16 protein-coding genes are annotated in these 16,521 nt (G+C 65.3%); 4 read left to right on the plus strand and 12 right to left on the minus strand.

The window, feature by feature from the left end; all coding sequences use genetic code 11:
* Positions 1 to 245: 245 nt before the first annotated feature.
* The 7 genes from ACSMXN_RS07655 to ACSMXN_RS07685 form a co-directional block, all read right to left on the minus strand.
* Positions 246 to 3,002 carry a helix-turn-helix transcriptional regulator gene (locus tag ACSMXN_RS07655; protein ID WP_022911250.1) on the minus strand — a complete coding sequence of 919 codons (2,757 nt, stop codon included), beginning with the start codon at positions 3,000 to 3,002 and terminating at the stop codon, positions 246 to 248.
* Between the two features lie 118 nt (positions 3,003 to 3,120).
* Complete coding sequence (locus tag ACSMXN_RS07660) at positions 3,121 to 3,840, minus strand: ABC transporter permease (RefSeq protein WP_022911251.1); 720 nt, start codon at positions 3,838 to 3,840, stop codon at positions 3,121 to 3,123.
* A complete protein-coding gene (locus ACSMXN_RS07665; RefSeq protein ID WP_022911252.1) occupies positions 3,840 to 4,760 on the minus strand; it encodes an ABC transporter ATP-binding protein in 921 nt (306 codons plus the stop codon). The genes ACSMXN_RS07660 and ACSMXN_RS07665 overlap by 1 nt, the downstream gene beginning before the upstream one ends.
* 204 nt (positions 4,761 to 4,964) lie before the next feature.
* A complete protein-coding gene (locus tag ACSMXN_RS07670) occupies positions 4,965 to 5,378 on the minus strand; it encodes a nuclear transport factor 2 family protein (RefSeq protein WP_022911253.1) in 414 nt (137 codons plus the stop codon).
* A gap of 64 nt (positions 5,379 to 5,442) precedes the next feature.
* On the minus strand, positions 5,443 to 6,804 hold the full coding sequence (locus tag ACSMXN_RS07675) for a DUF3224 domain-containing protein (protein WP_155958192.1): 1,362 nt from the start codon (positions 6,802 to 6,804) through the stop codon (positions 5,443 to 5,445).
* 147 nt (positions 6,805 to 6,951) lie between these two features.
* Entirely contained in the window at positions 6,952 to 7,680 is a 729-nt protein-coding gene (locus ACSMXN_RS07680; protein WP_022911256.1) for an AAA family ATPase, read from the minus strand.
* An 82-nt stretch (positions 7,681 to 7,762) separates the two neighbouring features.
* Complete coding sequence (locus tag ACSMXN_RS07685; protein WP_022911257.1) at positions 7,763 to 8,407, minus strand: LUD domain-containing protein; 645 nt, start codon at positions 8,405 to 8,407, stop codon at positions 7,763 to 7,765.
* 174 nt (positions 8,408 to 8,581) lie between these two features.
* Here ACSMXN_RS07685 and sigJ point away from each other — a divergent pair, with 174 nt between their 5' ends.
* On the plus strand, positions 8,582 to 9,535 hold the full coding sequence (sigJ, locus tag ACSMXN_RS07690) for an RNA polymerase sigma factor SigJ (protein WP_022911258.1): 954 nt from the start codon (positions 8,582 to 8,584) through the stop codon (positions 9,533 to 9,535).
* 77 nt (positions 9,536 to 9,612) lie between these two features.
* The gene (locus ACSMXN_RS07695) at positions 9,613 to 10,422 is read left to right on the plus strand and encodes an alpha/beta fold hydrolase (protein ID WP_022911259.1); all 810 of its coding nucleotides are present in this window, start codon (positions 9,613 to 9,615) and stop codon (positions 10,420 to 10,422) included.
* Here the strand turns inward: ACSMXN_RS07695 and ACSMXN_RS07700 are convergent.
* Both ACSMXN_RS07700 and ACSMXN_RS07705 read right to left on the minus strand, forming a co-directional pair.
* Entirely contained in the window at positions 10,412 to 11,365 is a 954-nt protein-coding gene (locus ACSMXN_RS07700) for an LLM class F420-dependent oxidoreductase (RefSeq protein WP_022911260.1), read from the minus strand. The genes ACSMXN_RS07695 and ACSMXN_RS07700 overlap by 11 nt on opposite strands.
* Before the next feature lie 88 nt (positions 11,366 to 11,453).
* Entirely contained in the window at positions 11,454 to 13,055 is a 1,602-nt protein-coding gene (locus ACSMXN_RS07705) for an MFS transporter (protein ID WP_196811109.1), read from the minus strand.
* Between the two features lie 208 nt (positions 13,056 to 13,263).
* Between ACSMXN_RS07705 and ACSMXN_RS07710 the strand changes: the two genes are divergently transcribed.
* Positions 13,264 to 14,031 carry a sensor histidine kinase gene (locus ACSMXN_RS07710; protein ID WP_051148715.1) on the plus strand — a complete coding sequence of 256 codons (768 nt, stop codon included), beginning with the start codon at positions 13,264 to 13,266 and terminating at the stop codon, positions 14,029 to 14,031.
* Positions 14,028 to 14,696, plus strand: a complete 669-nt coding sequence (locus tag ACSMXN_RS07715; protein WP_022911262.1) for a response regulator transcription factor — start codon at positions 14,028 to 14,030, stop codon at positions 14,694 to 14,696. The genes ACSMXN_RS07710 and ACSMXN_RS07715 overlap by 4 nt, the downstream gene beginning before the upstream one ends.
* A 24-nt stretch (positions 14,697 to 14,720) precedes the next feature.
* Here the strand turns inward: ACSMXN_RS07715 and ACSMXN_RS07720 are convergent, their stop codons facing one another.
* The 3 genes from ACSMXN_RS07720 to ACSMXN_RS07730 are packed head-to-tail and all read right to left on the minus strand — an operon-like array spanning position 14,721 to position 16,468.
* Entirely contained in the window at positions 14,721 to 15,101 is a 381-nt protein-coding gene (locus tag ACSMXN_RS07720) for a VOC family protein (protein WP_022911263.1), read from the minus strand.
* Positions 15,098 to 15,592 (minus strand): MarR family winged helix-turn-helix transcriptional regulator, encoded by a 495-nt coding sequence (locus tag ACSMXN_RS07725; protein ID WP_022911264.1) that lies wholly within the window; start codon positions 15,590 to 15,592, stop codon positions 15,098 to 15,100. Before ACSMXN_RS07725 ends, ACSMXN_RS07720 begins: the two co-directional genes overlap by 4 nt.
* The gene (locus tag ACSMXN_RS07730) at positions 15,593 to 16,468 is read right to left on the minus strand and encodes a TIGR03560 family F420-dependent LLM class oxidoreductase (protein WP_022911265.1); all 876 of its coding nucleotides are present in this window, start codon (positions 16,466 to 16,468) and stop codon (positions 15,593 to 15,595) included.
* Between the last annotated feature and the right edge of the window lie 53 nt (positions 16,469 to 16,521).

Genomic DNA, 16,521 nt, shown 5'->3' on the forward strand with positions numbered 1-16,521 from the left:
AATTCGGCGGGTTTGCCGCTCTGGTGCGCCATCAGACGACGATGTGGCTTTGGATGGGGCGATGTCCCGACCCTCGCATGCCTGCGTACCTTTTGCGATCGCTACCTGCGGGAGCGCGTTGCCGCCCGTGGAGGACACCAGGACAAACAACACCGGCAAGACCGCGATCGGAGCGCAAGATCACTCGCCAACCTAAGTCCGCCCCTTCCAGTCAGTCGCGGCCCTCCGCCGTTGTCGACCAACCGTCACACCAACGGGCCGCCCCCGGCGAGGACCCGGTCCAGTTCGTGGCGTGAGTTAATGCCGAGCTTGAGGAAGACGTTGCCCAGGTGGTATTCGACGGTGCGCGGACTCACCAACAGGCGGGTGCCGATCTCGGGATTAGATAGGCCATCGGACGCAAGGCGGGCGACCTGGGCCTCTCGTCCGGTGAGCTGGATCTTGGTAGTCACGGTCCTCTTGCGGGCCTTCTCACCGGTGGCCACTAGCTCACGACGCGCACGTTCAGCGAATGCATCGGCTCCGATCGCAACTAGCATCTCGTGAGCTACCCGCAACTGTTCACGAGCATCGATGCGCCGACCCCGGCGGCGCAACCATTCGCCGTAAAGCAGCCGGGTCCGGGCCAATTCGGTACGAAGCCGGGTGTCGCTGAGCCGGTCGATCGCCTCACGGAAGTGCGGTTCGGCGCGATCAGGGCTACTGATCAGGGCGCGCGAGCGTGCCTCGAGCGCCATCGCCCACCCGGTGCGGCTGGCGCTGGTCATCGCGGCTATCCACTCGAAAGCTTCCGTTGCCGTCTCCATCGCCCCACTGAGCGCCGCCGCCTCGATCAGTTCGGCCGCCGACCAGTGCGCCACGCCCGGATAACGCACGTCCGGGTATTGCTGGTGACGAAGAGCCTGCTGAGCCGCATCCATCGCCTCCGGATACTTGCCCAGACCGTTGTGTAACAAGGCATTTGCCCAGTGAGCTACGGCTATTCCGATGCCTTCCCCGCGTGCGCTCACCTCGCGGGCGGTGGCCTCGATCAGGGCGGATGCTTCCTCGTGCCGGCCGGACAGCGCGGCAACCGCCATGGCGCTGTACGGCGCCAGGTTGCCGCCAGTCGCTTCTGTCACCGCCGATTGCTCATCGATGAGCAAGGTCGCGGTCGTGAGGTCACCCGTGAACATCAGCATGATGGCCCGGGTACTGAGTGCGAGGGGAAGCTCTGTCAGGGCGCCCGTCGTGCGCGCGAGGTGGACGTAGCGGTCGGAAAGCACGTTCCAACGCTCGTCATCCCACAGGTGCAGCGCCGCCTCGGTTGTCAGCCACAGCCAGCGCAGCTCGTCCTCTCGCGACATGCCGCTGCCAAAGGCGGCGAGCGCCCGACGAAGGAAGGGCACCGCCGCGCCATAGCCGTCGTTGAAGTTCGCGACCAATCCCGCCAGCAGCAGATCGGGTGTGCGCGGGGTGTCCGTCGGCCGCGGAGCCGCATCGGCCGCGCGAGCGACCTCCAGCACGGTACCGCCCGGACTTGCCAGGAGGCCGGCGAACATCGCTGCAGAAAGGGAATCCAGATAGGTCGCGCGCGACAGGTCAGGTGCTACCGGCGCCAGCCGCTCGGCGGCCTGAACCAGGAGCAGGGGAGCGTTACCGCCCCGGTTGGTGACCCAGGCCAACTGACCGTGCATGAGGTCAACTCGGGCCTGATCCAGCTCCTCCAGCGGCCCCGCCGCCGCCATGGCCAGCAGCTCTCGGGTCGCATCGAAGTCTCCGGCCTGAAACTTCGTGCCCGCGGCGGCCAGCGCCCGCCCCGCCCGTTGCGTCGGGTCCGGCGTCAGTAGGGCGGCGCGCTCGAGGAACGCCGCAGCGGCGGCGAGTCCGCCGCGGCTGCGGGCCCGACCCGCGGAGCGCTCCAGCTCATCTGCGACGTAATCGTCCGGCCCGCTGGCGGCCTGGGCCAGGTGCCAGGCACGGCGATCAACGTCGGACGCCGGATCGGTGACTTCTGCGAGTGCCCGATGCGCCTCCCGACGCTCCTTCGACGACGCCGCCCGGTAGACGGCAGAACGGGCCAGTGGGTGTCGGAAAACTACGGTCCTTCCCCATTTGAGCAAGCCCGCGAACTCGTCCAGCTCGGCTGGATCGACCTCGAGGCCGAGACGGGTAGCCGCCCGGCCGATCAGCAGCGGGTCTCCGGTCGGGTCGACCGCGGCCACTAGGAGCAGCTGGCGTGCGTGGCTCGGCAGCGGCGCGAGCCGGCGCTGGAAGCTGTCTTCGATCCGGTCGGAGAGTTCCTGCGTATCAGGGAGGCCGAAGCCGCCCGCGAGCTCTGCGGCGCTAAGCCCTTGGGGTAGCTCCAGCAGGGCGAGCGGGTTGCCCCGAGTCTCGGCGATGATGCGGTCTCGCACCTGCTCGTCCAGCGGCCCGGGGATCGCTGCGACAAGCAACTCGCGGGCCTCGTCAGCTTGCAGCCCGTGCACTACCAGCTGCGCCGGCCCGGAAAGTGGCGCGCCGTCGACAACCTCGCGCAGCGCGAAGACGAGGGCAATGGATTCTGCGCCCAGCCGACGCGCGACGAACGATAATGTCTCGGCGGACGCGCGATCGAGCCATTGCGCGTCGTCGATGACGCAGAGAAGCGGGCGTTCGGCGGAAACCTCGGCGAGCAGGCTCAGCACGGCCAGGCCGATGAAGAACGCGTCCGGCGGGCCACCGGCCTGCAGGCCGAACACCGTGCCCAGTGCATCCCGATGCGGCGCCGGAATGCGGTCGAGGCGGTCCAGCGATGGCTTGCATAGCTGGTGTAGTCCCGCGAACGCCAGTTCGGCTTCGGCCTGCGCACCAGCCGCACGCACGACGCGGAAGTCGGGTGCGTGCTCGATCAGGTCCTCCAGCAAGGCGGACTTGCCGATCCCGGGTTCGCCCAGTACCACCAGTGTTTCGCTGGTGCCCTGTCGGACATTGCGGAGAAGTTCGTGTAGCTGCCGGCACTCACTGCGTCTACCGATCAACATCCGCCAAAAGTAGCGAGTATTCCTCGTTCAATCTAGGTGCCTTCGGGTACTCGCCTAGGCACCACTTACGGATGCGAATGCGGGTGGTGGCGCGGTCGTAGTCGCGCTGTGCTGGTTGTTATTTTTGGTCGGCGCGCAGAAAGAGCAGCCACCCCGGTATGACGATGATGATTGTCCAGACGAGCAGGGTGAGCAGGGCGATGCCGGCGTTGTGAACGGTGTTGCCACGGTCGGCGATGCCGCTGACGAGGTCGGTGCTGGCCTGCCCGTAAGCAAGACTCTTCAAGCCAGGGACGAACGACAGCACGCCAGAAATGACGTAAAGGAACGCCAACGAGAACGTGATCCCGCCGCCCATCGAGCGGGCCAGCAGGCCGAATCCGAACCCGATTGCCGCGGCGAAGACAGCGTCTGGGACGACGGCGAATACGGCCCTGGCGAGGGCGCTTGCTGCGACTGGTGCGTCCGCGCGGATGACGGCGAGGTGGGTGAGCCCACCGACCGTTGCGGCGGCCGCGGCCGCGACGATCGCGGCGCCGATGAGCACCACGCTGATCTTGGAGCTGAGCACTCGGTTGCGATCAGGCTCCGCGGTCAGGGTGCGCTGCAGCGTTCCAGAACCGAATTCCAGGGCCGCTACCCATACGCCGAACACCATCGCGGCGATGTCGAGGACCTGTTGCAGCGCGGTTGAGCTGATGTCGAGGTAGTTATCTGGGTTGCGCGGGTGGAACACGATCAGCGCCGCACCGGTGATCACGGCCGCGGCCATCACGATCACGACCGTCCAGCGGGGCAGCGGTAGGTAGCGGGCTTTGGCGACCTCGGCGCGCAGCATCAGGCTGACTCCGTCCGGGTGATTTCGAGGAACGCGTCCTCCAGGCTCGCGTGTGAGGTCTGCAGCCCGCGAAGGTTGATTCCTTGGATGCCCAGCGCATACGTGATCCGTGACGGATCGTCGAGTTGCCGCTGGGTGACTATGTCGCCGTCGGCTACCGACACCTCGCCCACGCCGAGGGTAGCGATGATCTGCACGGCTCGTTCGATCTCGTCAGGCCGTACCTGCACGGTATGTCCTCGGCTGCCGGCCATCGCGATGACGTCGGCTAACGAGCCCTCGGTGATCAGGTGACCCTCGCGTAGGACGACGACGTAGTCGCACGTCTTTTCGATCTCGTCGAGGCGGTGGGTGCAGATCAGCGTCGTGGTGCCCTGTGCAGGCAAGCCCTTGACCAGATTCCGGATTTCCACTGATCCCTCTGGATCAAGGCCATTGGTCGGCTCGTCCAAGACTGCAATGCTGGGGTCGCCTACCAGCGCGAGCGCTAGCCCGACCCGCTGACGCATACCCAACGAGAACCGACCCACCGCATCGTCGGCTCGCTGACCGAGCCCAACCTGTTCGATCAACGAGCGGATGCGGGCGTCGTTGACGACCTGCCCCAGCGCCGCGACCCGAATGGCCAAGTTCACGTAGGGCGAGGCGTTCTTATACAGCGGCGGGGCCTCGATGATCGCCCCAACCTGCCGAACAGCGCTCCGGAACCCACGACTACCCGGGGCATGCCCGAGAATTCGCGTCGTGCCACCCTCCGGCCGTTGCAGACCCAACAACACCCGCATAGCGGTCGATTTGCCAGCCCCGTTCGGGCCGAGCAAGCCCACCACCGACCCGTGCGGCACCGTAAAGCTCAGATCATTGAGCACCGTACGGCTTCCGTAGCGCTTCGTCACGTGCTCGAACTCAATCGGAGCCATGGTGGCTTGATTACCCACCATGCGACCCACAACCTCCGGTGCTCCAGATCATGGGGCGAGGTAGGTTTGGGCGTTTCGTCACGACACTTTCGGCCATCCCAGGACGCTATGGCTCACCTGGTCTCGCCGCCTCGCCCAATCAGGGTGAGGCGCGGACCCTGGTGTCGATGCGACCGTCCCGGATCGGGGCTTCGGAGACGGGCGTCAGGAGGCTCGGGGCTGGATCTTCCAGAGTTCGTTGAAGGAGATGCTGTCGTAAAAGGCGATTCCGTCGACGACCTGGCCATCGCGGAGGGTCATGATCCATGCGTAGGTGTTGCGATAGGTCGTGTCTGCCACCGTCGTCCCCTCGCCATCCCAGATGACGATGACCGAATCGGCGTCGACGAAGAAACCTCGAATGGTGACCGGGCGGAACGGCTGATCGGGTTTGAACCTTTGGCCGAAGGGGATCAGCACTTTCTCCTGAAACTCTTGGGCGGTCGCATACCTCCCTGAAGCGTCCGAGTGGCCGACGATCTCCCATGTCATGTCAGGGGCGAAGATGCTGCTGACGTATGCCGTCCCGTCCGTCCAATCATCGAATGCTTTGCGCACGATCTCGCCACTTGTGGCCACCAGTCGAACCTTCCGATCATCGCCCAGCCTGCACTCCGATACCGAGAATATCGCCTGGTGCGGGTTAGCCGAGTCTGAGGTGCTCGACGAGCAGCAGCTTGCCTTCGGGCTGATGGGCGCTGGTGAAAGTCCCATAGCCTGCCAGCGTGGCGAGGTCGCCACCGGCGCTTCTGATGACGAACGTGCCTTGAGTGAGGCCACGTGCGGAGGCCGTGCCGTAAGCCTCGATGGTGACCGGACCCGTCTTACCCTGGAACGTGCAGGTGCACGCGTCAGCTGCCAAGAACGATTGTGAACCGTCCTTGTGCACGGTTGTCAGCACAATCTCGCCGGACGCCGGTGGTGGGTTGCTCGGGTCGACGGTTGCTGTCCCGGTCAGGCCCCGGCCGGCAAGAACGATGTCATTGAAACTGGCCAGCAGCGTCTCGCCTGAGGCAGATGTTCCCACTGTCTGGGTCTGGCCCGGTGACGTCTGAACGTGCGATCCGATGAAGGTGTGCAGGCTCGATTTCCGCACTGCGATATGGGCATTGACCGTGGCTCCAGGCGCGCCTTCCGGTGGCGTCTTGGGCAGCACGACGTTGAAACCGCATTCGCCGGTTGCGCGACCGCCCACGTTGTTCGGGCTGCCGCCGGCATCGCCGAACTGGACGGCCGGCAGGTTGGACGCGCACGTCAGGTTGCCGCCGATAACGTTGCTGGTGACCTCCATCGCGTCGGGGTCGCCCATAGTGTTGCCGACGAAGGTGGCGCTGCCGCCGATCTGGTTGCGGAACGTTCCGGTGAAGCATGACTGCCGGCCGGCAATGATGAAGTTGCCACCGATGCTGGAGTCCTCGAAGTCGCTGTAGACCGGGGTCATGCTGCCGCCGAGCGAGGGGGCCGATGCCCACGGCTCGGGTGTCGGGGCGCCGAAACAGGCGCCTGACGCGGGCGGTCCCGCGGTGCCGCCGCCCCCGCCGATCAGGGTGACGTTGCCTCCGATGGAGATCGAGTGGACCACGACGCCGAGAGCGCCGAAACCGGTCAGGTTGCCCGCGATGCGGTCATAATTCACGGCCGTCTGACAAGCGCTGTCCGGTGAGCAGCCGAGTATGAGCACACCGCCCTTACCGACGGTCACATTGCCGCCGACCAGCAACGTCGCTGAGAGCAGGGGATTCGGGCCGGCCGGGTCGCCAGGCGTGCCCGCATCGAGCAGCGCGCCGGCTGCGATAGTGACGTTTCCCCGCACTCGGATGGTGCCGGCTGGCATGAAACATGAACCTTTTACGAGGATTGAGCTATAGCTGCCCGCACCGATATTGCCGCCCGTGCACGTGTAGCCAGGTGACCTATGGGCTGGCGAGGCGCCTGCCGTTTCAGCGGTGACCACCAGGCCCAGGAAGAGAAACAGGACGACGGCAACAACCTTCAGTGCTCTCACAACGGTCCCCCCGAATGCGTACGCCGCTCCGGAGCGAGTTTGCCGAACGAAGCGGAGGCTTCGGCGGCTGCATCTGTGCAGTCCCAAACCGACACGCTAGGCCTGATCCAGACCGTTGGCAATGGAGTTCCGTCAACAGGAACTTGATCATTCCAGGACGTAACGCAGGTACCGGTCCGGCGCTTCGAGAAATCCCTTCCAGTTCTGGATGAGTTCCAGATCTTTCCATTCCGTGTCTCGCATTCCCCACTCGCCAATCTCAAGGATTCGCGCGCCCGGGGTGGCGGCGATGATCGGCGAGTGGGTGGCGACGATGGCCTGCCGGCGCCCTTCGGTTGCGATGCGATGCAGCAGGCCAACCAGCGCCAGTGACCCGGTGAATGAGAGTGCTGATTCGGGTTCATCAAGCACGTAGAGGCCGGGATCGTTGAATCGGTTGGCCAGGACATCGAGAAACGATTCACCATGTGACATCTCGTGAAACACCGGTTCCGGGGACCTGCCCGGGTTCTGTTCGAGGTAGCTGTAGAAGCCGTGCATCGTCTCGGCGCGCAGAAAGAAACCCCATCGCGATGAGCCGATTCCTCGCGTGAGTTCTAGACTGCGCCACAACGACGACTCGGTGTTCCTGCTGCTGTGCCGTGCACCGGTCGATCCACCTTCTGGCGAAAGTCCGTACGCCTGAGCGATGCCTTCAATCAGCGTCGACTTACCGGAACCGTTTTCGCCGACAAGAATTGTCAGCGGTGCGAGGTCGAGACCTGTATCGAGGATCTGGCGTACGCAGGGCAATGCTGATGGCCACTGCGTGTCCTCGATCTCGGCGTCGCGAGCCCGACTGACACGGCGGATCGGCAACCCGGAAGTTCTGCTCACCTCAATATGAAACCAAACTCTCACCTTTGGCGTGGCTGTTACGCGCTTTGGCCATGACAGCTGGCGGATTGCTCTTGGAGCTTCAGAATCCGATGGCTTCGCGGAGCAGCAGAACGATGCCCCGGCCTGGGTGCGGCTCGGCGTTGAGGATGAGCAGGCGGTTGACCGCGCTGGGCACGCCGTAAGCCTGCAGGGCTCGCTCGCTTTCCAACGGCAGGGCATGGTCTTCGACGCGGCGCAGCGCGGTGCTCAGGTCGGGTACGACTTTCTGCGCGCCCACGACCCAGATCGCGAGCGCGGCGCCGCCGGCGTACCCGGTCAGTTGGCTCCCGCTGGCCGACGCAGCGACAAGTGAGCCGGTTTCAGTGGCTGCCGCGACGCTGCCCACGATGACGTCAGGGCTGGCGAGCATTCGTCGGATCTCGTCCATCTGGGTGACTCGGTCCATCGCCAGCCCACGGGGTCTGAGGGCGTCGTACTGGCCGCTGTTGTTGATGTCCTCCTCGATACCGGAAAGGCGAAGGGTCTCGCTGGCCCCGGTGAACACGCTGGCGCCCTCAGGTAGCAGATCCTTCATACGGGTGCGTGCCGCTGCGGCGTCGTCGAGGATTTCGACGGAGAAGCCGTGCGCGGTCAGCGCCGAGGCCGCCCGCTCCAGGCTTTCTGCCGTCGCAGGTGCGGCAAACGAGTTTGTCGGCATCTGGGTTGTGATTATTTCGGTTGTCATTGCAGCCTCCTAGGCTGATCGTCGATGGCGGGTTAATGAGGCGCAGCTGGCTCGTCCCAGTAGTTCGACAAGACAGCCGAGCGCAATGTGAGGTTGGCAGGTCACCTCACACTTTGGTGGGCTGTCGTGTCGTAAAGGTGAAAGCAGCTGCGTGGGAGGGAGGCCGGCGAGGCGATGAGCATCCGATCCGAGTCAGGAGACGGGCCACACGCAGACGACGTACATGCAGACGACTTGGACGCGGTGATGAGCGAGCGGCAGCAGCTGATCAATGTCGCCTACCGGCTGCTCGGTTCACTGGCGGAGGCTGAGGACGTCGTGCAGGAGACCTACGTCCGCTGGTACGCCATGTCTGGCCCGCAGCAGGCGGCGATAGAGTCTCCCGGCGCGTGGCTGACGACCGTCGCCAGCCGCATCTGCCTCAACCTGCTCGGTTCGGCCCGAGTGCGGCGGGAACGCTACGTCGGGGACTGGATCCCTGAGCCCATACCCGATCGCACAGAGTGGATCGACGGTCAGCGGTCGGACCGCACCATCGATCCGGCCGACCGGGTCACCCTTGACGAGTCGGTAAACCTGGCCTTTCTCATCGTCCTCGAATCGATGACACCGGCCGAGCGGGTGGCGTTCATCCTGCACGATGTCTTTCGGTACACGTTCACTGAAGTGGCCGAGATCGTCGGCCGTACTCCGGCGGCTTGTCGCCAGCTCGCCAGTTCGGCCCGGCGGCGGCTGCGTGATGTGCCGGCTCCGGTGACTCCGACTTCGCAGCAGGCCGACATCGTCCGCACCTTCAAGCAGGCCTGGCAGGCAAAAGACATCACGGCGCTCATCGGCTTGCTCGACCCGGACGCGGTAGCCACCGCCGACGGTGGGGGCCTCGCCCTGACGTTCCTGCATCCCATTGAAGGCGGCGAGCAGATCGCGCGTGCCTGGGTCGAACTCGCGAACCGGGCGACGGGCAACATGACCGTGCTCGAGCGGACGGTCAACGGCCAGCCCGGGCTGGTGGCTCAGCAGGACGGCGTTACGGTGACGGTGTTCGGGTTCGACGTCGTCGGTGACCAGATCAAGCACATCTGGGTAATGCGCAACCCAGAGAAGCTACGACCCTGGACGACGGGCTGACGCGCGCTTGACCAAGAAAGCTACGAGGGCGGCGATAGAAACCGCGTCTTGTCAGACCGGGGTCGTAGCGTGCAGCTATGCAGGTAATCGTTGACGATCACGAGGTGCACTACGTCGAACACGGCCGGGGCAGACCCGTTTTCGCACTGCACGGGGCAGGCGTCGATCATCGCGAGATCGAGGCCTGGCTGGAGCCGATCTTTGCCCACCGCGACGGGTATCGCCGCGTCTACCCCGACCTACCCGGCATGGGCCTTACGCCCGCGGGCGAAGGGCTGACCAGCAATGACGACGTTGTGAGCCTCCTCCTCGGCCTGGTCGACCGCGTCGCGTTCGAAGAACCGTTCCTGGTGGTTGGTCATTCGTACGGTGGGTATCTGGCGCGCGCCATCGTGGCCAACCGACGCGATCAGGCGGTCGGACTGGCAATCGTCTGCCCGGTTGGGGAATCCTCCGGAGAGGTGCCCGCGCACGAAGTGGTTTACACCGAGCCGGCGGCCTACGACGTACTGCCCGCCGAGACGGTCGATGGTTTCAACGACTACTTCGTCGTACGGACGCAAGCGACGGCGCAGCGCTACCTCGATGCGGTCGTTCCGGCGGTCGCGCTGGCTGACGAGACCGGGTTAGCGCGGATCTTCGGCAACTGGGCATTCCGCAGCCGACCGGAGGACGATGCTTTGTACCAACATCCCGCGTTGATCCTTACCGGGCGGCAGGATTCCGCCGCCGGCTACGTCAGTTCCGCTGAGCTGCTGCCGGACTATCCGCACGCGACCTACGCCGTCATCGACGGTGCCGGACACGCGCTGCCGCACGAGAAAGCGCAGCTCGTCGCGAGCTTCTTCGACGACTGGCTGACGAGATCGGTCGACGTCAGCGGGTGAACAGCGGTGCGAGCGTCTCGCCCAGCAAGCTAACCCGCCCTTCGATGTGGCCATTGGGTGGGGCGTTGACGGTGATCCCGTCGATACCGGTGTCGAGCAGCCGCGCGTATCGCTCAGCGACCTCGTCCGGGCTGCCGACGATCGCGGTGGCCCGTCGCGCCTCGGCTTCGGGCTGGCGTGCGAGGTAAGCCTCGAATTCCGCGATCGCCTGCTCGTGGGTTGGTGCGATGCACGCGCTCGTCTGGTACGAGACGGTGATCTCCGAACGATCGCGGCCGAGATTCGCGCAGTGCTCGGCCAGCACCTCCAGCTTGCGCGGGATCTCGTTCACTCCGCAGATCAAGTTGGATTCGTCGGCGTACTGCGCGGCCATCCGCAGTGTCTTGCGTTCACCGGCGCCACCGATCATCACCGGGATGCGGCTCAGCGGTGCGGGATGGTTCATCGCCGCGTTCACCTGGTACCACTTGCCGGCCAGCGTCGGCTGCTCCCCGCGCAGCATCGGCAGCACGATCTGCAGCGACTCCTCGAGCCGCTCGAAGCGATCGGTGAATGTGCCGAACTCAAAACCGAGCGAGTGGTGCTCCAGCTCGAACCAGCCCGCCCCGATGCCGAGCTGAGCGCGCCCGCCGGAGACGACGTCGAGAGCCGTCACTGTCTTCGCAAGCAGGGTCGGCTGCCGGTAGGTGTTGCCGGTGACGAGTGAAGACAGCCGCACCCGACTGGTGTGCTGGGCCAGCGCCGAGAGCAGTGTGTAGCACTCGATCATTTCTTGCTCAGGTCGGCCAAGGCCGCCCAGTTGGTAGAAGTGGTCCATCACGAGGACGGTGTCGAAGCCCGACGCTTCAGCTTCGACCGCTTGCTGTCGGACGGTGGCGAACAGCCGCTCGGGAGCGACTCCGGGGTAGGTGAAGTTGGGAATCTGGTAGCCAAGACGGGTCACACCTCCAAACTACGCCCACGGATGATCAAGGCCGAAGGATGGGACGCGGGCGGGCCATCGTCCACCGTGGCCCGTCCGCGTCGCATCGCTACGCTGCCGAGGCGATCGGCTCGGCCAGCGCTTCGGTGACCGGTTCCTGCTTCGGCTGACCGCCCCTAGGGACCTTGATCATCAAGAGCGCCACCGCGACCGCGACCGCGCCGAACACCGCCGCTGCCAGGAACCCCATGGCCGAGCCGTGCGATTGGACCGACTGCAGCGCGTGCACCGCAGTCGAGTCCTGCCAGGCGGCGGGAGGCGCCTTCGGCCCACCGGCGTGCTCGACGTTCAGCTGCTGCAGGTGCTGGAGCGCCGTCGGGTTTCCGGCGAGATCGCCGACTTGGGTCTTGGCCGTGTTGCGTGAGGCCGTCGCGAACACCGTGGCCAGCACGGACAGTCCGATCGAGCCGCCGATTTGTTGGCCGACGTTGAGCAACGCTGACGCGATACCGGCGTCGGTGTCGACCACGTTCGAAAGCGCGGTGGTCGTCAACGGTACGAAGAGCATGCTCAGGGCGAGTGCGAGCACGACTATGCCGGGCAGCAACCTACCCAAGTAGGTGCTGCCGGGATCGACCCGAGACAGCCACAGCATCGACAGGGTCATCAGCGTGCTGCCGGCTGCGATGATCACCTTCGGCCCGACCCGGGGGAGCAGCCGCGCCACGACCTGCGAACCGATCGCGATCACGAACGGGAACGGCAGGTACGCGACACCGGACTTGAGCGCGCTATACCCCATGACCTGCTGGAAGAAGAAGGTCAAGAAGTAGAACATGCCGAACAGCCCTGCACCGACCATCAGCATGATCAGGTACGCCCCAGCGCGATTACGGTTGCGCAGCAGCCGAATCGGCATCATCGGATGCTCGGCGACGAAGGCTTCGATGAGCACGAACGCTGCTAGCAGCAGGATCGCCAACGGGAACAGCACGTACGTCTCCGGATTGTTCCAGCCGTCACGGGCCGCGTGGATGAACGCGTAGACCAGCGACACCATGCCACCGACAGAGACGGCTGCGCCCAGAAAGTCGAAGCCGCCCTTGAGCCGCTCGCTCTCGTGCAGGTACCGAAGCGCGCCGATGATGACCAGCGCGCCGATCGGCACGTTCACGAACAGCACCCATCGCCACGTCGCGTACTCGGTCAAGATGCCGCCCAGCAGCAGGCCGAGCGCACCACCAGCACCAGACACCGCGGCATACACGGCGAACGCGCGATTGCGCTCTTTGCCTTCCGGGAATGACACAGTGATGAGCGATAAGGCCGTGGGGGACGCGATCGCGGCGCCGATGCCCTGGATGGCGCGGCCACCGAGCAGTAACGGGAACGTGGTCGCCAGGCCGCCGAGCAGGCTGCCCAACGAGAACAGGCCCAGTCCGACGACGAACATCCTTCGCCTGCCGAGCATGTCGCCGACCCGTCCGCCGAGCAGCAGCAAACCGCCGAACGCCAACGTGTAGGCGTTGATGGCCCACGTCATGTCGGTCTGGTTCTTGTGGAAGTACTCGCCCATGTGCGGCAGGGCGATGTTCACGATGGTGGTGTCGAGCACGATCATGAGTTGAGCGCCGGCGATGATCAAAAGGGTCAGCGCCGGGCGCATACTGCGACGCACGACGGGCGCACGTGCGATGTCGATAGCGGTCATGGGCATTCTCCGTTTCTAACTGGACAGCTTGCGTTGAACATGGGCTCAACTCTTCGCGAACAGCGCGCTCGGGTCGTCCTGCTGGCGGCCCGTTTTCCCGCTGCGAGCCGGGAAGCAGCGGGTTGTACCAACTACTCCCCAGGGAGTAGTTGCTGTTGTCTTCACTGGGCGTACGCGCATCGGCCGATAGACGTTTAGGCTCAGTGGCATGCGTACCGATAAGGGTTGGCGGCGGTTCTACGCCACCGGCTGGCTGCTCTCCGCAGGCGTCGGCATCGGCGTGTTCCGGATGTGGCAGCTGCACCTGCAAGAAGTCGAACAACGTGCTGAGGAGGCCGAGCGCACCCGGGACGAGGTGGCCCGCCGCCGCGCCGTCGAAGAACGTCTGCGGATCGCGCGCGAACTACACGACTCGCTGACCCACAGCATCTCGGTGATCACGGTCCAGGCCGGTGTCGAGGTGCATCTGGCGCACAAGCGCGGCGAGGAGATTCCGCCCGCATTGCTGGCGATTCAGGAGGCGAGCACCGAGGCCTCACGCGAACTGCGGGCGACACTCGGCATGCTCCGTGCCGACGACGATGTGGAGATGGGTCTCGAACGCCTGCCCGCGCTGGTCGACCGGGCTCGGTCCGCCGGCGTGCCAACCACCCTGTCTATCACTGGCAAGCCCTGTAACGTCCCGCCCGCGATCGGCAAGGCGGCGTTTCGGATCGTGCAGGAGGCGTTGAACAATGTCGGCCGGCACGCCGGGGATGCGTCGGCCGTCGTCGCTCTCCAGTATGGGACGACGGCGCTTGCCGTACAAGTAGACGACGACGGTGTCGGTTCCGCCGCCGTCCAGGACTCCCACGGCCTGGGTTTGATCGGCATGCGCGAACGGGTCGCCGAGCTCGGCGGCACGGTTCGCGCCGAACCGCGTTCGGGCGGCGGCTTCACCGTCCGCGCCGAGCTTCCACTGCAGACGGCGCCGTGATCAGGACTCTCCTCGTCGACGACCAGCCGCTGATCCGAAGCGGCATCCGAGCGCTACTGGATTCTGAAGAGGACATCGAAGTCGTCGGAGAAGCCGCGGACGGGCAGGCCGGGGTAGAACTGGCCACCGCGCTACGGCCAGACATCGTCCTGATGGACGTTCAGATGCCCGTCCTGGACGGCATCGAGGCGACCCGCCGGATCGCGGGGGACGAGCGGCTCACCGCAGCCCGGGTCGTCATCCTGACCAATTACGGTCTCGACGAGTACGTGTTCCAGGCGTTGCGCGCGGGTGCGAGCGGTTTCGTCCTGAAGGACAGCAAACCGGAGGAGTTGCTGCAGGCGCTCCGGGTCGTCGCGGACGGTGCTGCACTCCTGTCTCCGGCGGTCACCCGTGCACTGATCGGCGAGTTCGTCGCCCGGCCACCGGACGCGCAGACCGCGGGTGGCCTGGAGATTCTCACCAACCGCGAACGCGAGGTCGTCGCCCAGGTGGCGCACGGGCTCAGCAACGACGAGATCGCCGCCGACATGGTCATCAGCCCAACCACCGCGAAAACCCACGTCAGCCGGGCCATGACCAAACTCGGCGCGCGTGACCGCGCGCAACTTGTCGTGTTCGCATACCAATCCGGGCTCGTCCACCCTCGGACTTCAAAGTCGTAGGACGGTGTTTCAGCCGCCCGTGTTTCAGTTGCTGCCGTATGGCCGGGTGATGATCTCGAGGCTGTGCTCGTCCGGGTCGGACCAGTAGACGCCTCGTCCGCCGTCATTGTGATTGAGCGCGCGGGGTCGCTGGTGCCCTGGGTCGGCCCAGTAGTCCAACCCGCGTTCCTTGATGCGGCTGAAGATCGCGTCGAACTCGGAGTCGTCGACGAGAAAAGCGTAATGCTGCCTTGAGATGTCGGTACGCACGTCGAGAAAGTCAAGTGAGACGCCGTTCGGTAACGCGACAACCATGAAGTGCCCGTACGGCTGCGCATCGGGGATGCCGAGGATTTCGGTATAGAAGGGAGCCGAGATCGTCTTGTCGCGGACGTGCACGATGGTGTGGTTGAGCTGGACTGTCATGTGGTTTCTCCTTTCGCTGACAGGGCAAACGTGTCTAATGTGAGGACGTTGTCGCTCAGTTCAGTCGCCAGCCGGCGCAGCTCGTCGATCCGGCGATCGGAAATGCCCTTGCGCAAGCGTAGGTCGAAGGCCACGGCGGCCTCGCGCAGCCGCAGAAACATCTCATCTCCCGCTGGGGTGAGACTGATGGTGAAGGGACGACGATTCGCCGGGTCCCGGGTGCGGGCGACTAATCCGGTTGCCTCCAGCCGGTCGAGGTGATGGATCAGCGTCGGTCCCGAGATGCCCACGTGGCGAGCAAGCGAGGCTTGGGTGGCGCCCGCGCCGGCCTTGACGGCAAGCAGGATCAGCCAGGTGGGTCGGGTTCCGCCTGCAGCGGCCAGCGCATCGTCGAACGCGCGGTCGAGAGTCTTGCCAAGCCGCGCGATCAGCACGCCGATCGGCATCTTCGTTGGCGGGCCTGGCGGAGCGGGAATGCCGATGACCTCCATTCAGGCCGCCCGCAGTTGGGTAGCCGCGGCGCCGAGCGTCGCCAGGCTCTCGTCCGCCCACGGGGTGCCGCGGGTGATCACCACGACGTGATCGATACCAGATTCTCCGAGCGCACCGCAACGATCGACGAACCGAGATATCGGTTCGTCAGCTGTCAATGCTGTGCTGATCGTCTTCTCGATCTCATCGACCGGGCGCCCGACGTCAGCGCAATGCTGGGCGAGGACGGCCAACTGTCGGCGGACCCTGACGCCGCCGTCGGGGATGTCGAACAGGTTGCACGCATCGGCGTGTTCGGCGACGAGGCGCAGTGTGCGACGCTCGCCGGTGCCGCCGATCAGCAGCCGTGGCCGAGGCTGGCTCACCGGCAGCGGGCTGCCGATCGGTCGTTCGAGGGTGTGTATTCGACCATGGAAGGCTGACTGATCGCCGCCCCACATGCGGCCTGCGATCTCGATCGTGTCGGTCAGCGTGTCGAATCGCCGCGTCAAGTCCGGTTCGTCGAGACCCATCGCCTGGGTCTCGAGGCCCGCATAACCGGCACCGATGCCGAGCCAGGCGCGACCGCCGGAAAGCACATCGAGGGTGGTGACGGCCTTGATCAGCAGCGCGGGCGGGCGGAACGTCGCGCCGCTCACCATCGTGCCGAGTCGGATCGTTCGGGTTTGACCGGCCAGGAATCCGAGTGTGGTGTATGCCTCCAGCATCGGGTCGTCCGGCTGGGCGGACGGGTCCGCCTGGATCAGGTGATCGGCGACCCAGACAGTGTCCAGACCGGCTTCTTCCGCGGTCCGCGCCGTGGCGGCAAGGCGTTCGGCGATCCGAGACGCCGGGATCGGCCAGGAGAAGTTCGTGATGCTCAGGCTGATCTTCATGAGCTGATGTTAGATCTCTAATGATTAGATCTCAAGGAATCTTCTTGGTAGGC

The organism is Parajatrophihabitans canadensis, assembly GCF_053764775.1.

Bases quoted from the DNA above. Each gene is read 5' to 3' on its own strand.
- ACSMXN_RS07710 (WP_051148715.1), top strand. From the start codon at position 13,264: ATGCGTACCGATAAGGGTTGGCGGCGGTTCTACGCCACCGGCTGGCTG.
- ACSMXN_RS07655 (WP_022911250.1), bottom strand. From the start codon at position 3,002: ATGTTGATCGGTAGACGCAGTGAGTGCCGGCAGCTACACGAACTTCTC.
- ACSMXN_RS07685 (WP_022911257.1), bottom strand. From the start codon at position 8,407: ATGACAACCGAAATAATCACAACCCAGATGCCGACAAACTCGTTTGCC.
- ACSMXN_RS07725 (WP_022911264.1), bottom strand. From the start codon at position 15,592: ATGGAGGTCATCGGCATTCCCGCTCCGCCAGGCCCGCCAACGAAGATG.
- ACSMXN_RS07660 (WP_022911251.1), bottom strand. From the start codon at position 3,840: ATGCTGCGCGCCGAGGTCGCCAAAGCCCGCTACCTACCGCTGCCCCGC.
- ACSMXN_RS07705 (WP_196811109.1), bottom strand. From the start codon at position 13,055: ATGACCGCTATCGACATCGCACGTGCGCCCGTCGTGCGTCGCAGTATG.
- ACSMXN_RS07695 (WP_022911259.1), top strand. From the start codon at position 9,613: ATGCAGGTAATCGTTGACGATCACGAGGTGCACTACGTCGAACACGGC.
- sigJ (WP_022911258.1), top strand. From the start codon at position 8,582: ATGAGCATCCGATCCGAGTCAGGAGACGGGCCACACGCAGACGACGTA.
- ACSMXN_RS07720 (WP_022911263.1), bottom strand. From the start codon at position 15,101: ATGACAGTCCAGCTCAACCACACCATCGTGCACGTCCGCGACAAGACG.
- ACSMXN_RS07665 (WP_022911252.1), bottom strand. From the start codon at position 4,760: ATGGCTCCGATTGAGTTCGAGCACGTGACGAAGCGCTACGGAAGCCGT.
- ACSMXN_RS07730 (WP_022911265.1), bottom strand. From the start codon at position 16,468: ATGAAGATCAGCCTGAGCATCACGAACTTCTCCTGGCCGATCCCGGCG.